Raw genomic sequence first — 14,023 nt, 5'->3', positions numbered from 1 at the left:
GTGACCCCCGCCAACGGCAACGGCAGGCTGCCGGCGACCAGGGCCAGCAGCGCCGGCAAGACGCGGTGCACGGCTCAGAAACTCAACTCGACCGCCACCGTGTCGGTGTACACCCCGGCCGGCAGGCCCGCCTTGCCTTTGGCCAGGCCATAAAGGTTGACCGTCTGCGCCGCACCGGTACTGGTCGGCAGCGTGATGGTGTCGTCGATAGCCAGCAGTTGGCTATGCCCTGAATCGGTGTAGAAGTCATAGGGCACGTAGTTGCCGACGCCGTCGTAAAGCGCCCGGCTACCGCCGGCTGACTGGCTGTCATGAGCACCGGCGCGCACCTTGATCACCGGCACCGTACCGCTGGAGCAGAGGATGCTCATGGCGCCACCGCCACCGCCGAGCACTTGCCCGGGGGCATCCGTGAACAGCGCTTCCTGGGTGCCGAAGTTCAGCGTACCGAAGTTCAGGCCGCTGGCACCGCCGCCACCGTTGACCTGGCAACTGGCGATCAGCGTCAGGGTGGCGGTGATGTTGCCGGTTACTGTGGCCGCCTGGGCCTGAGCAGCGAGCGCCAGGCCTATGCCTGCGAAAATCAAGCGAGAGAGGTTCAGATGCATGAGTCACTCCTTGCATGCTACCAATCCAGGGTCACCATCAGGGTGTCACGGTAAATGCCGGCCGGCAGCGCCTTGGGATGGGCGACTACTGCACCATAGATCGGAATCGGAATCTGTGCGGCGCTGCTGACCGAAAAATTGCGGGTCTGGCCGATGGCGTAACGGGCCCGGCCTGAAAGGTCGGCGGACAGCTCATAGGGAATCAGCTCGCGGCCGTTGCTCAGCCTTCGCGTGGCACCATCGCCGTTGGTACCGCCGTTGATGCTCACGGTGAAAGCCCGTACCTGCGGGTTACAGCGCACGTGCAGGCTGCCGTCACCGGTGCTGTTTTCGATGCCGGAGTGCAACGGGCTGGTCCAGCTCGGGGCCTGGCGGCCAAAGTCCAGCACACCGCCACCCGGGGTTTGCAGGGCGCCGGGGCCAGCGCTGATCTGGCAGGCGCTGCTGATCACCAGCTGGGCCTGGATATGCCCGCTCATGGCCGCAAAGGCATCATGGCTGATCAACAGCAGTGGGCCAACACTCAACAGCAATACCCGTTTCATCCTGCCAGTTCCTTTAGCAAGCGCCGCCCCGGCTACCAGGTGACGGTGACTTTGAGCAGATCCGAATAACGCCCCACCACCGGTACGTAGGCCAAACGGTCGATACGCGCATACAACGGCAGCGCCACCGAGCCCGAGTCGGGCACCCGGGCGTGCTGGACGACATTGACCGGCAGCGGCATGCGCCAGGCCGGGTCCTGATACAAACGGTAGGGGATGGGTCGGGCTGTCGGCTGGTTGCTGGCCAGGTAACGCACCTCGCCGACGCCACCGTGCTGACCGCCATCGACCTGTACCTGATAGGCGGTGTCGGGGTTGCATTCCAGGCGTGGTGCACGCACGGCGACCAGCTGGCTGCTGAGCGGGCCGGCCGGGTCGTCCAGCCGCGCGGTGCGGCCGAAGTCGAGCACGCCCAGGGCCTGGGCGCCGGCATCACGGGGCTGGTGAATGAGTACACAGCCGCGCTGCACCTGCACTTTGACTTCAACCATGAAATCGACGGCGCCTGCCGTGCTGGCTGAGAGCAACGCGAGCAGCGTTGTCAAAGAGCGTCCCTTCACCGTGTCATCCTTCAATGCAGGATTTATCTGACCTTGAGGGTAGCAGTGAAGGAAAAACCTGCCAGTTCGCAAGGAAATGTATAAGTCGCGTACAAGATTTCTCTGTAGGAGCGAGCTTGCCCCGCGATAGACATCGCCACCTATCCCCTGTCGAGATCACTGGCCGCCTTCAGTCATATTGGTTAAATTGGCCGCCCTCGCTCAAGCTGGCCCTTGAGTCCCATCGCCCCGAGGAGCCCGGTTTGCCTGCCCTGCCCCCTTCCTGGATACGTTCGCCCTTGCGCGCCTTGCGCCGCTTGAGCACGCCCGCGGCTGATGACCGCGCCCTGGCGGAGACCGTTCGTCAGCATTTTCGCACCCAGGCCACAGCCTGCGGCTACACCCTGAGCGCCGGCCAACTGCGCGTCATCGAACATATGGCCGCCCAGGCGGCACAACTTGAAACTGGCCAGGCGCGCAGCCTGTACCTGTATGGCGCGGTCGGGCGCGGCAAGAGCTGGCTGCTCGACGGTTTCTTCCAGGCCCTGCCCCAGGCCCACAAGCGCCGCCTGCACTTTCATGACTTCTTCGCCCGCCTGCATCAGGGCATGTTTGACCATCGCCATCAGGACGATGCCCTGGCCTGCACCCTGGATGAACTGCTCGAAGACTGCCAGGTGCTGTGTTTCGACGAGTTCCATGTGCACGACATTGGCGATGCCATGCTCATCACCCGGCTGTTTCAGGCCTTGTTCGCGCGGCGGATATTTTTGCTGGTGACCTCCAACCACGCACCGCAAGGCCTGCTGCCCAACCCGCTCTATCACCAACGTTTCGAGCCGGTGATCGGCCTGATCAACCGCCGTATGCACGTGCTTGAAGTGGGCGGCGAGCAGGACTTTCGTCGCCTGCCCAGCGCTGCTGGCCAGCAGCGTTTTACCCAGGGTCATTACCTGTGGCCGGGCAGCCGCGAACAGCGCCAGGCCTTGCAGTTGCCTGAGCCGGGTGACGCGCCGGTTTTGCTGGAGGTAGGCAAGCGCACGCTGCGCGCACACCTGAGCGAGCAGCGCACGGTGGGGTTTGATTTTGTCGAACTCTGCGAACAGCCCACGGCGGTGATCGACTACCTGGAACTGGCCCGGCATTTTGATCACTGGATCATCGAGCGCTTGCCAAACCTTGAAGACTGCTCGATCGCCGCCCAGCAGCGCTTCGTCAACCTGGTGGATGTGCTGTACGACCAGGACAAGCACCTGGTGCTGATCGGTAGCCGACCGCTGGCCGACAGCCTCGGCGGCAGCGCCAGCGACCTGGCCCGCACCCGTAGTCGGTTGGGGCAGTTGCGCCAGGCTGGCTGCTGAGACCTGAACTACGAGCGCTTCGCGCTCGATCGCCGGCAATGCCGGCTCCCACAGGATTGGCAGTGCTCTCAAGGTTGGTGCAAGACCTGTGGGAGCTGGCTTGCCAGCGATGAGGCCACTACCCCACCCGCGCCAAGCTCGCCAACACCGCCTCGATCTCCACCAGCACCGCCGGATCATCCAGGGTCGAGGGCGGCGTATACGGCTGCTGATCGGCGATCTTGCGCAGCACCGCGCGCAAGATCTTGCCCGAGCGGGTCTTGGGCAGGCGCTTGACCACCCGTACCTGGTTGAAGCACGCCAGGGCGCCAATCTGCTCGCGCACGCTGGCCACCAGTTCGCTCTGCATCTGCGCCTGCGGGATGTCCTGGCCGTCCTTGAGCACCACCAGCGCCAGCGGCACCTGGCCCTTGATCTCGTCGTGCACGCCGATCACCGCACACTCGGCCACGGCCGGGTGGCGGGCGACCAGGTCTTCCATCTCGCCGGTGGACAGGCGATGGCCGGAGACGTTGATGACGTCGTCGGTGCGCCCCATGATGTAGACGAAACCGTCTTCATCCAGGTAACCGCCGTCGCCGGTGTGGTAATAGCCAGGGTAGGTCTTAAGGTAGGCATCCAGGTAACGCTGGTGATCGCCCCACAAGGTCTGGCTGCAACCGGGCGGCAACGGCAAGGCAATGACGATCGAGCCTTGCTGGTTGGCGCCAAGCAGGTGGCCATCCTCGTCGAGCACCCGCACGTGATAACCCGGCACCGCACGGTTGCTCGAACCCGGCCGCGCCGCACTGCCTTCAAGGCCCACGCAGGGCGCGGTCACCGGCCAGCCGGTCTCGGTCTGCCACCAGTGATCGTGCACGGTCTTGCCGCTGGTTGCCTCCAGCCATTGATGGGTACTGGAATCGAGCTTCTCACCGGCCAGGAACAACTGCCGCAGGGAGCTCAGGTCATAGCGGCGCAGCAGTTCCCCGTCAGGGTCTTCCTTGCGGATCGCGCGCATGGCGGTGGGCGCGCAGAACAGGCCGTTGACCCGGTACTGCTCGACCACCCGCCAATAGGCACCGGCGTCCGGCGTGCGGATCGGCTTGCCTTCGTAGAACACCGTGGTACAGCCGTTCATCAACGGCCCGTAGACGATCAGCGAATGGCCGACTACCCAGCCAACATCGGAAATCCCCCACCACACGTCCCCCGCCTGCATGCCATAGATGTGGCGCATGGCAAAGCTCAGGGCCACGGCGTTGCCGCCGTTTTCCCGGACAATCCCCTTGGGTTTGCCGGTGGTGCCGGAGGTGTACATGATGTACAGCGGGTCGGCGGCGGCCAGCTCCACCGGCGCCACCGGGCTGGCCGTGGCCACGGCTTCGAGCCAGTCCAGGTCGCGGCCCTCGACCAGTGCTGCCGTGGCTTGCGGACGTTGCAGCACCAGCACCTGACGCGGCTGGTGCTTGGCCAGTTGCAAGGCACGATCCACCAGCGGCTTGTACTCGATGACCCGGTCGAACTCCAGCCCGCACGAGGCGGTCAGCAGCAGCTTGGGGCGGGCATCGTCGATGCGCAGGGCTAGCTCGTTGGCGGCAAAGCCGCCGAATACCACCGAATGCACCGCGCCGATACGCGCGCAGGCGAGCATGGCCATGGCCGCCTGCGGCACCATGGGCATGTAGATGATCACCCCATCACCCTTCTCTACCCCAAGCGCACGCAACAGCCCGGCCAGGCGCGCCACCTCGTCGCGCAGCTGGTTGTAGCTGAACTGCTGCTGGCTGCCGGTCACCGGCGAGTCGTAGATCAGCGCAGTCTGCTCGCCACGGCCTTGCTCGATCTGATGATCAAGGGCCAGGTAGCAGCTGTTGAGCCGGCCGTCGGCAAACCACTGGTGGGTGCCGTCGGCGTTTTCAACAAGGGTGTGCAGGGGCTTGCGGTACCAGGCCAGGTGGTCAGCCTGTTCGGCCCAGAAGCTGGCTGGATCGGCGATGGAGCGGGCGTAGCTGTGCTGATAAGTCATCGAATGAAAACCCTGAACTTGTTGTTATTAATAAAGGGCGAGCTTCGAGTATGGACCGCAGCGGCCAGTCTGCCATGGGACTAAAGTCGCATCTTGCCGGTATGATGGGCGCCGTTTATTTTTGAGCCTGCCACGCCCCCCATGCATACCCTTGAAGACCTCAAAGCCGGCCGTCTGGCGGGCATTACCCGCCTCGACCTGGCCTGCGGGCTGGAACAGTTCCCGCGGGAAATTTTCGACCTGGCCGACAGCCTGCAGGTGCTCAACCTGACCGGTAACCGCCTCAGCGACTTGCCCGAGGATCTGGGCCGCCTGGGCAAGCTCAAGGTGCTGTTCTGCTCGCAAAACCGCTTTCGCCACCTGCCCGAAAGCATCGGCCAGTGCCAGACGCTGGAGATGGTCGGGTTCAAGAGCAACCAGATCGAGCAGGTCAGCGGCGCCGCTCTGCCCCCGCGTTTGCGGGCGCTGGTGCTTACCGATAACCGTATCGAACGCTTGCCCGAGGCATTGGGCGATTGCCCGGACCTGCAAAAGCTGATGCTGGCCGGTAACCGCCTGCGAGCGCTGCCAGCCAGCCTGGCGCGCTGCACCCAGCTGGAACTGCTGCGCCTGTCCGCCAACCAGTTGCCAGCCCTGCCCGAATGGCTGCTGCAGATGCCGCGCCTGGCCTGGCTGGCCTATGCCGGCAACCCCATGGCGGCGGGTTACTGCACGCCGCAAGACCCTGGCCATTGCAACATCATTGACTGGCAGCAGATCACCCTTGAACAGGTCGTGGGCCAGGGCGCTTCCGGTGTCATCCATCAAGCCCGCTGGCAACACCAAGAAGCGCCGGTGGCGGTCAAGGTGTACAAGGGCGAGATGACCAGCGACGGCTTGCCGCTCAACGAGATGAGCGCCTGCATAGCTGCTGGCGACCACCCGCAACTGGTACGCCTGGCCGGACGCATCGACAACCACCCCCAGCACCTGCCGGCGCTGGTGATGCAGCTGATCGAGCCGAGCTGGTTCAACCTCGCCGGGCCGCCAAGCCTGGATTCCTGCACACGGGATACATACCCGCCACGGCGCTTGAGCCTGGCTTGCGTGCGGCGCCTGGCCGGCGCCATTGCTGGCGTGGGCGCGCACCTGCATGGGCACGGGATTACCCATGGCGATCTGTATGCGCACAATGTGCTGTGCGATGAGGAAGGCGATTGCTTGCTGGGGGATTTCGGCGCGGCGTCGTTTCATCCGCTTGATAGCAGTGTGGCAGCCGCCGCGTTGCAGCGGATCGAGGTGTTGGCGTTTGGGGTTTTGCTAGGGGAGTTGCTGGCGTGTTGCGAGGGGGATTGCGAGACGTTGAAGGCACTGCAGCGGGATTGTGTGCAGCCTGAGGTGATGCGCCGGCCAAGCTTCGACGAGGCCTGTCAGCAGCTTCGCGGCGTCTGAATCGCTGGCAAGCCAGCTCCCACAGGTCCGGTGCATGCTGTACCTGTGGGAGCTGGCTTGCCAGCGATAGGGCCCTGAAGGCTTACATCAACCCGCCAGACCTACATAAACGTTCTGCACGTCATCGTTATCGTCAATCGCCTGCAGGAAGGCTTCAACCTCGGCCATCTGTTCGTCGTTCAAACTGCTGACCGGGTTTTTCGGGGTGTAGCCGATTTTCGCCGAAACCACAGTGAAACCCTGACCCGGCAGGGCTTTCTGCACGGCATCCAGATCGGTGGTGTCGGTGATGAACAGGGTCGCGCCCTCTTCTTCGCCTTCGGCAAAATCCTGGGCACCGGCTTCGATGGCGGCCATTTCCGGGTCAGCGTCAGGGCTGTTCGGCGTGGCCTCGATCAGGCCGACGTGGTTGAAGTCCCAGGCCACCGAGCCAGAGGCGCCCAACTGGCCCTTGCGGAACAGCACGCGGATCTGCGCCACGGTGCGGTTGACGTTGTCGGTCAGGCACTCGACGATCAGCGGCACCTGATGCGGGGCAAAGCCTTCATAGGTCACAGCGGTGTACTGCACCGCATCGCCATCCAGGCCGGCACCCTTGCGGATCGCGCGCTCCAGGGTCTCGCGGGTCATCGAGGCCTTTTTGGCTTGCTCGATGGCCAGGCGCAGGCGCGGGTTCATGTCCGGGTCGGCGCCGGACTTGGCGGCGATCTGGATCTCTTTGGACAGCTTGCCCATGATCTTGCCTTTGGCGTTGGCTGCTTCTTCTCTATGCTTGGCTTTCCACTGTGCGCCCATCTCGACTCTCTTGATTCAGGTGCCGGTTCAGGTAGCGACCGGCCAAAGTGGGGAGCAGTTTATACGCTCTGCAAGCCATCGACAAAAAAACCCGTCAGCCCTTGTCTGCCTTGCATGCGGCGGATGGCTGGCTCTGAACCGCGGCGCGGCCATCGCTGGCAAGCCAGCTCCCACAGTGGCTCCTGCTTTCCCTGTGGGAGCTGGCTTGCCAGCGATGGGGCCTTGAGCTCAAGCCGCTTCCCTGCCCCGCGCCAGCGCCTGGGCCGCCGCCAGCATCGAGCGCAACAGTACCGCGCAACCATCGGCCAGGTCTTCAGGCGCGGCATTCTCGATCTCGTTATGGCTGATCCCGCCCTCGCACGGTACAAAGATCATCCCCGCCGGCCCCAGTTCAGCGACAAAGATCGCGTCATGCCCGGCGCCACTGACGATATCCATGTGCGACAGCCCCAGGCCCCTGGCCGCGCTGCGCACCGCCTCCACGCAACCCTCGTCGAAATACAGCGGCGGGAAATCCGCCGTCGGCGTCAGGCTGTGGGTCAGCCCATGCTGCTGACAGGTGCTGCTGATCACACCCTTGACCTGGGCAATCATCGAATCCAGCCGCGCCGGCTCCAGGTGACGGAAATCCAGGGTCATGCGCACCTCGCCAGGGATCACGTTGCGCGAGCCCGGATAGGCCTGCAGGCAACCGACCGTGCCGCAGGCGTGGGGCTGGTGCTCCAGGGCCACGCGGTTGACCGCCGCCACCACCGCGCTGGCGCCAACCAGGGCATCCTTGCGCAGGTGCATCGGCGTGGGCCCGGCGTGGGCCTCGACGCCGCGCAGGGTCAGGTCGAACCACTTCTGCCCGAGGGCCCCCAGCACCACGCCGATGGTCTTGTGCTGGTCTTCCAGGATCGGCCCCTGCTCGATATGCGCCTCGAAGTAAGCGCCCACCGGATGCCCGCTGACCGGCCGTGGCCCGGCATAGCCAATGGCGTTGAGCGCCTCGCCAACGCTGATGCCTTCTGCATCGGTCTTGGCCAGGGTTTCGGCCAGGGTGAATTTCTCGGCAAACACCCCCGAACCCATCATGCACGGAGCAAAGCGCGAGCCCTCCTCGTTGGTCCACACCACCACCTCCAGCGGCGCTTCGGTTTCAACCTTGAGGTCATTGAGAGTGCGCAGCACTTCAAGCCCGGCCAGCACGCCAAAGCAGCCGTCGAACTTGCCACCTGTCGGCTGAGTGTCGATATGACTACCGGTCATCACGGGCGGCAGTTGCGGGTTGCGTCCCGGGCGGCGGGCGAAGATGTTGCCAACGCCGTCAATGGTGACGGTACAACCGGCCTCCTCGGTCCATTTGACGAACAGGTCGCGGGCCTGGCGATCAAGGTCGGTCAGGGCCAGGCGGCAAACCCCGCCCTTGACCGTGGCGCCAAGCCGGGCCAGGTCCATCAGCGACTGCCACAAACGTTCGCCGTTGATATGCCGTTGGGTCGATTGCAGAACATCCTGAGCGGTTTGCATGTGCTTCTCCTGCATCACGTGCCTGGCCTCTGCGGGCCATAGGCGCTACACGGTGGGTTTGAGGTTGGTCGCGCGGGCTGCCCTGAGGCTGCCGAGGGCGTAGTAGATCAGCCCGCCCAATGCGGAGCCGGTGAACCAGCCAAAGTCGTAGAACCAGCTGAAAGCGGTGCTGTGCAGCGACAACAGGGTCAGCACCACCGGTACGCCGAAGGCGATGAAGCCGGCGGCATTCCAGGCCGGATAGACGTCGTCGCGGTACAGGCCGGCGAGGTCCAGGGTCTGTTTGCGGATGATGAAGTAGTCCACCACCATGATCCCGGCAATCGGCCCGAGCAGGCTGGAATAGCCCAGCAACCAGTTGGAATAGAGGCTTTCCAGGCTCACCTCGCTGACGATCCAGCCAAGCTTTTTCAACAGTTCATGGCCCATCAGCAACAGCCCCACCAGCCCGGTGAGCAGCACCGCGGTGGTACGCCCGATCCATTTGGGCGCCAGGTTCTGGAAGTCGTTGGTTGGCGAGACGATGTTCGCCGCCGTGTTGGTCGACAGTGTGGCGATGATGATCAGGGCCATGGCCAGTGCGACCCACAGCGGGCTCTGGATATGCCCGATCAGGCTGACCGGGTCGGACACGGTTTCGCCGACCAGCGAGGTCGAGGCAGCCGTCAGCACCACCCCCAGGGCGGCGAACAGGAACATGGTCAGCGGCAGGCCGAATATCTGCCCGAGAATCTGGTCTTTCTGGCTTTTGGCATAGCGGCTGAAGTCAGGAATGTTCAACGACAGCGTGGCCCAGAAACCGACCATGGCGGTCAGCCCGGCAAAAAAGTAGCCATACACGCTGGCGCCCTCGGGGCGCTTGGGCGGCTGGGCCATCAGCTCGCTGATCGACACATTGGGCAAGGCCCACACCAGCAGCCCGGCGCCCACCAGCACCAGCAACGGCGCCGACAGGGTCTCCAGCCATTTGATCGACTCGGCGCCACGCAGCACCACCCACAGGTTAAGGCACCAGAACAGCATGAAGCCGATCACCTCGCCGGTGCCGCCCAGCGCCTTCCAGTCCGCCGACAGCGAACCAAGAAACAGGTGGATGGCCAGGCCGCCGAACATCGTCTGGATACCGAACCAGCCACAAGCCACCAGGGCGCGAATCAGGCACGGCACGTTGGAACCGAGGATGCCGAAGGACGAGCGCAGCAACACCGGAAAGGGAATGCCGTACTTGGTGCCGGGAAAGGCATTCAAGGTCAGCGGAATCAATACCACGGTGTTGGCCAGCAGGATCGCCAGCAGTGCCTCGCCCACGGTCAGCCCGAAATAGGCGGTGAGCACGCCGCCGAGGGTATAGGTCGGCACGCAGATCGACATGCCGACCCACAGCGCGGTGATGTGCCATTTGTTCCAGGTGCGCTCGTGCACCTTGGTCGGGGCGATGTCGTGGTTGTACCGGGGGCTGTCGAGGACGTCGCTGCCGGCGTCGAGTTCATACAAGCCGTCGCGTTCGCTCACCTGCGATCTGGTCTGCTGCATGGCCGCTCCACTGTTGTTGTGTTTTTGGGAGTTGGTTGCATTGCACTGGCATGTGGGCAATCACGGCTGCCCATGAGAAATCTTGACCATTTCCACAACCTGTCAAGAACGACAGGACCACTGGTCGTTTTTCTTGAGCCCGAAATAGTTCATATAACCCTTGTAAATCAGCCATTTAACCTAGTGGTAGGCCTATAAACTAATTATTTGCCCTATCCAAAATCGCCGACTAGATTCAATTCCTGACAGCTATGACAGGTTTTCGCCTACGCTGAAAAAAGTACAAAACCTAGAACCGGTAACAACCGGTCAAGCCTGCGAGGAGCATCTGATGACGCTTATGATTCGTGGCGCCACCCTGATTACCCATGAAGAAAGCTACCGTGCCGATGTGTTGTGTGCCGACGGCGTGATCAAGGCCATCGGCAGTGACCTTGAGGTCCCGGCCGGCTGTGAAGTGCTCGACGGCAGCGGCCAGTACCTGATGCCCGGCGGCATCGACCCGCACACCCACATGCAACTGCCCTTCATGGGCACCGTGGCCAGCGAGGACTTCTACAGCGGCACCGCTGCGGGCCTGGCCGGCGGCACCACCTCGATCATCGACTTTGTCATCCCCAACCCGCAGCAATCGCTGCTCGAAGCCTTTCACCAGTGGCGTGGCTGGGCCGAGAAATCGGCCAGCGACTACGGCTTTCACGTCGCCGTGACCTGGTGGAGCGAGCAGGTGCGCGAGGAGATGGGCGAGCTGGTGAGCCTGCACGGGGTCAACAGCTTCAAGCACTTCATGGCCTACAAGAACGCGATCATGGCCGCCGACGACACCCTGGTCGCCAGCTTCGAGCGCTGCCTGGAGCTGGGCGCGGTACCCACCGTGCACGCCGAGAACGGCGAACTGGTCTATCACCTGCAGCGCAAGCTGCTGGCCCAGGGCATAACGGGCCCGGAAGCGCACCCGCTGTCACGTCCCTCGCAGGTTGAAGGTGAAGCCGCCAGCCGCGCCATTCGCATCGCCGAGACCCTGGGCACGCCGCTGTACCTGGTGCATGTCTCGACCCGTGAAGCCCTGGATGAGATCACCTACGCGCGCAACAAGGGCCTGCAGGTCTACGGCGAAGTACTGGCCGGCCACCTGCTGCTGGACGACAGCGTCTACCGCCACCCCGACTGGCAAACCGCTGCCGGCTACGTCATGAGCCCGCCGTTTCGCCCGCGCCAGGACGGCCATCAAGAAGCACTGTGGCACGGCCTGCAATCGGGCAACCTGCACACCACCGCCACCGACCACTGCTGCTTCTGCGCCGAACAGAAAGCCGCCGGGCGCGACGACTTCAGCCGCATCCCCAACGGTACCGCCGGCATCGAGGACCGCATGGCAGTGCTCTGGGACGAAGGGGTCAACAGCGGCAAGTTGTCGATGCAGGACTTCGTCGCCCTGACCTCGACCAACACCGCGAAGATCTTCAACCTGTTCCCGCGCAAGGGCGCCCTGCGCGTCGGCGCCGATGCCGACCTGGTGCTGTGGGACCCGCAAGGCACGCGGACCATCTCGGCCGCCACGCACCATCAACAGGTGGACTTCAACATCTTCGAAGGCAAGACCGTGCGTGGCATCCCCAGCCACACCATCAGCCAGGGCAAGCTGGTCTGGGCCAACGGCGACCTGCGCGCCGAGCGTGGTGCCGGGCGCTACATCGAACGGCCGGCATACCCGGCGGTGTTCGATCTGCTCAGCAAGCGGGCCGAGCATTCAAGGCCGGTTGCCGTGAAGCGCTGAAGAGCATCGCTGGCAAGCCAGCTCCCACAGACACCGCCGAACCTGTGGGAGCTGGCTTGCCAGCGATGGAAGGCAAAGCCTTCCCCAAAAAATAAAAAAAGAGGAACCCACCGTGATCGACTCCCTCAACCACCTGCCCCGACCGACCCAGAACAACGCCACCCTCGCCGAGCACTTCAGCGACCTGGCACCGCCCCTGACCGCCCGCCAGGCCGCCCTCGAAGCTTCCCGTTGCCTGTACTGCTACGACGCCCCCTGCGTCAATGCCTGCCCCAGCGAGATCGACATCCCCTCGTTCATCCGCAACATCCACCAGGAGAACGTCCAGGGCGCGGCGCAGAAAATCCTCTCGGCCAATATCCTCGGCGGCAGCTGCGCGCGTGTCTGCCCCACCGAGATCCTCTGCCAGCAGGCCTGCGTGCGCAACAACCACCAGGAATGCGCGCCGGTGCTGATCGGCTTGCTACAGCGCTATGCCGTGGACCATGCCGACTTTGCCCAGCACCCGTTCCAGCGCGCCGCCAGCACCGGCAAGCGCATTGCCGTGGTCGGCGCCGGCCCGGCGGGGCTGTCCTGCGCCCACCGGCTGGCCTGGCACGGCCACGACGTGGTGATTTTCGAAGCCCGGGAAAAAGCCGGCGGCCTCAATGAATACGGGATCGCCAAGTACAAGCTGGTGGACGACTTCGCCCAGCGCGAGGTGGATTTCGTCCTGCAGATCGGCGGCATCGAGATCCGCCACGGCCAGGTACTGGGTGACAACCTCAGCCTGGCCGAGCTGCAACAGCAGTTCGACGCGGTGTTCCTCGGCCTTGGCCTGAATGCCGTGCGCCAGCTGGGCCTGGCCAACGAGGCTGCGCCGGGCATGCTCGCCGCTACCGCGTACATCCGTGAACTGCGCCAGGCCGATGACCTCACCACCCTGCCCGTCGCCGACCGCTGCATCGTCCTCGGCGCCGGCAACACCGCCATCGACATGGCCGTGCAGATGGCTCGCCTCGGTGCCCGCGACGTCAACCTGGTGTACCGCCGCGGCGTCGAGGACATGGGCGCGACCGCGCACGAGCAACACATCGCCAAGGAAAACCAGGTACGCCTGCTGACCTGGGCCCAGCCTGAGGAAGTATTGCTCGACGATCAGGGTCGGGTGCGCGGCATGCGTTTTGCCCGCACGCACATGAGCGATGGCCGCCTGCAGCCAACCGGGGAAACCTTCGAACTGGCCGCCGATGCGATCTTCAAAGCCATCGGCCAAACCTTCGATGACTGCGCCCTGGGTGACAGCAGCGGGCAACAGCTTGCTCGCGACGGCGAGCGTATTCGTGTCGACCAACAGCTGCGCACCAGCCTGCCCGGCGTGTATGCCGGCGGCGACTGCACCCAGCTCGGCCAGGACCTCACCGTCCAGGCCGTGCAGCACGGCAAGCTGGCCGCCGAGGCCATGCATGCGCACCTGATGCTCAATATGGAGGCTGCATAAATGGCTGACCTGTCAATCGAATTCGCCGGCATCAAGGCGCCCAACCCGTTCTGGCTGGCCTCCGCACCGCCTACCGACAAGGCCTACAACGTGGTCCGCGCCTACCAGGCCGGCTGGGGTGGCGTGGTCTGGAAAACCCTCGGCGAAGACCCGGCCGCGGTCAACGTCTCGTCGCGTTACTCGGCGCACTACGGGGTCAACCGCGAGGTCATGGGCATCAACAACATCGAGCTGATCACCGACCGCTCGCTGGAAATCAATCTGCGCGAAATCACCCAGGTGAAGAAGGACTGGCCCGACCGCGCGCTGATCGTGTCGTTGATGGTGCCCTGCGTCGAAGCCTCCTGGAAAGCCATCCTGCCGCTGGTCGAGGCCACCGGCGCCGACGGCATCGAGCTGAACTTCGGCTGCCCCCACGGCATGCCCGAACGCGG

General features: G+C 64.2%; 11 protein-coding genes and 1 pseudogene. 5 read left to right on the top strand and 7 right to left on the bottom strand.

Features of this window, described 5'->3' with window-relative positions:
* Positions 1–74: 74 nt before the first annotated feature.
* Genes UW3_RS0108060 through UW3_RS0108050 form a run of 3 tightly spaced genes read right to left on the bottom strand, consistent with a single transcriptional unit; the run spans position 75 to position 1,713 of the window.
* Positions 75–608, bottom strand: coding sequence for a Csu type fimbrial protein (locus tag UW3_RS0108060; RefSeq protein WP_010221823.1), 534 nt, complete (start codon positions 606–608; stop codon positions 75–77).
* Between the two features lie 17 nt (positions 609–625).
* Positions 626–1,153, bottom strand: a complete 528-nt coding sequence (locus UW3_RS0108055) for a Csu type fimbrial protein (RefSeq protein ID WP_010221822.1) — start codon at positions 1,151–1,153, stop codon at positions 626–628.
* 32 nt (positions 1,154–1,185) lie between these two features.
* The gene (locus tag UW3_RS0108050; RefSeq protein WP_026001231.1) at positions 1,186–1,713 is read right to left on the bottom strand and encodes a Csu type fimbrial protein; all 528 of its coding nucleotides are present in this window, start codon (positions 1,711–1,713) and stop codon (positions 1,186–1,188) included.
* Between the two features lie 242 nt (positions 1,714–1,955).
* On the opposite strand from UW3_RS0108050, the gene zapE reads away from it, so the two are divergent.
* Positions 1,956–3,053, top strand: coding sequence for a cell division protein ZapE (gene zapE / locus UW3_RS0108045; protein ID WP_026001230.1), 1,098 nt, complete (start codon positions 1,956–1,958; stop codon positions 3,051–3,053).
* Positions 3,054–3,171: 118 nt separating this feature from the next.
* Here the strand turns inward: zapE and UW3_RS0108040 are convergent, their stop codons facing one another.
* On the bottom strand, positions 3,172–5,061 hold the full coding sequence (locus UW3_RS0108040) for a propionyl-CoA synthetase (RefSeq protein WP_010221819.1): 1,890 nt from the start codon (positions 5,059–5,061) through the stop codon (positions 3,172–3,174).
* Positions 5,062–5,202: 141 nt separating this feature from the next.
* On the opposite strand from UW3_RS0108040, the gene UW3_RS0108035 reads away from it, so the two are divergent.
* Positions 5,203–6,492, top strand: coding sequence for a leucine-rich repeat-containing protein kinase family protein (locus UW3_RS0108035; RefSeq protein WP_010221818.1), 1,290 nt, complete (start codon positions 5,203–5,205; stop codon positions 6,490–6,492).
* Between the two features lie 87 nt (positions 6,493–6,579).
* On the opposite strand, the gene UW3_RS0108030 is transcribed toward UW3_RS0108035, so the two are convergent.
* The 3 genes from UW3_RS0108030 to UW3_RS0108020 all read right to left on the bottom strand — a co-directional run bounded on the left by UW3_RS0108030 (position 6,580) and on the right by UW3_RS0108020 (position 10,332).
* Positions 6,580–7,287 carry a YebC/PmpR family DNA-binding transcriptional regulator gene (locus UW3_RS0108030; protein ID WP_010221816.1) on the bottom strand — a complete coding sequence of 236 codons (708 nt, stop codon included), beginning with the start codon at positions 7,285–7,287 and terminating at the stop codon, positions 6,580–6,582.
* Positions 7,288–7,515: 228 nt separating this feature from the next.
* A complete protein-coding gene (locus UW3_RS0108025) occupies positions 7,516–8,799 on the bottom strand; it encodes a Zn-dependent hydrolase (RefSeq protein WP_010221815.1) in 1,284 nt (427 codons plus the stop codon).
* A 45-nt stretch (positions 8,800–8,844) separates the two neighbouring features.
* Complete coding sequence (locus UW3_RS0108020) at positions 8,845–10,332, bottom strand: NCS1 family nucleobase:cation symporter-1 (protein WP_010221814.1); 1,488 nt, start codon at positions 10,330–10,332, stop codon at positions 8,845–8,847.
* Between the two features lie 331 nt (positions 10,333–10,663).
* On the opposite strand from UW3_RS0108020, the gene hydA reads away from it, so the two are divergent.
* From hydA to UW3_RS29355, 3 genes and pseudogenes are all read left to right on the top strand, one after another.
* A complete protein-coding gene (gene hydA / locus UW3_RS0108015; RefSeq protein WP_010221813.1) occupies positions 10,664–12,109 on the top strand; it encodes a dihydropyrimidinase in 1,446 nt (481 codons plus the stop codon).
* A 112-nt stretch (positions 12,110–12,221) separates the two neighbouring features.
* Complete coding sequence (locus UW3_RS0108010) at positions 12,222–13,589, top strand: NAD(P)-dependent oxidoreductase (RefSeq protein WP_010221812.1); 1,368 nt, start codon at positions 12,222–12,224, stop codon at positions 13,587–13,589.
* Positions 13,590–14,023 (top strand): annotated as a pseudogene (locus UW3_RS29355) (NAD-dependent dihydropyrimidine dehydrogenase subunit PreA); the annotation flags it as partial.

Origin of the sequence: Pseudomonas donghuensis, from assembly GCF_000259195.1 — a bacterium.
GTDB classification, from domain to species: Bacteria; Pseudomonadota; Gammaproteobacteria; order Pseudomonadales; family Pseudomonadaceae; genus Aquipseudomonas; species Aquipseudomonas donghuensis.
This window is presented reverse-complemented; position numbering and strand designations above follow the sequence as displayed.

Coding starts and splice junctions, on each gene's coding strand:
- UW3_RS0108030 (WP_010221816.1), bottom strand. CDS start 7,287: ATGGGCGCACAGTGGAAAGCCAAGCATAGAGAAGAAGCAGCCAACGCC.
- UW3_RS0108035 (WP_010221818.1), top strand. CDS start 5,203: ATGCATACCCTTGAAGACCTCAAAGCCGGCCGTCTGGCGGGCATTACC.
- UW3_RS0108055 (WP_010221822.1), bottom strand. CDS start 1,153: ATGAAACGGGTATTGCTGTTGAGTGTTGGCCCACTGCTGTTGATCAGC.
- UW3_RS0108060 (WP_010221823.1), bottom strand. CDS start 608: ATGCATCTGAACCTCTCTCGCTTGATTTTCGCAGGCATAGGCCTGGCG.
- UW3_RS0108025 (WP_010221815.1), bottom strand. CDS start 8,799: ATGCAAACCGCTCAGGATGTTCTGCAATCGACCCAACGGCATATCAAC.
- UW3_RS0108040 (WP_010221819.1), bottom strand. CDS start 5,061: ATGACTTATCAGCACAGCTACGCCCGCTCCATCGCCGATCCAGCCAGC.
- hydA (WP_010221813.1), top strand. CDS start 10,664: ATGACGCTTATGATTCGTGGCGCCACCCTGATTACCCATGAAGAAAGC.
- UW3_RS0108020 (WP_010221814.1), bottom strand. CDS start 10,332: ATGCAGCAGACCAGATCGCAGGTGAGCGAACGCGACGGCTTGTATGAA.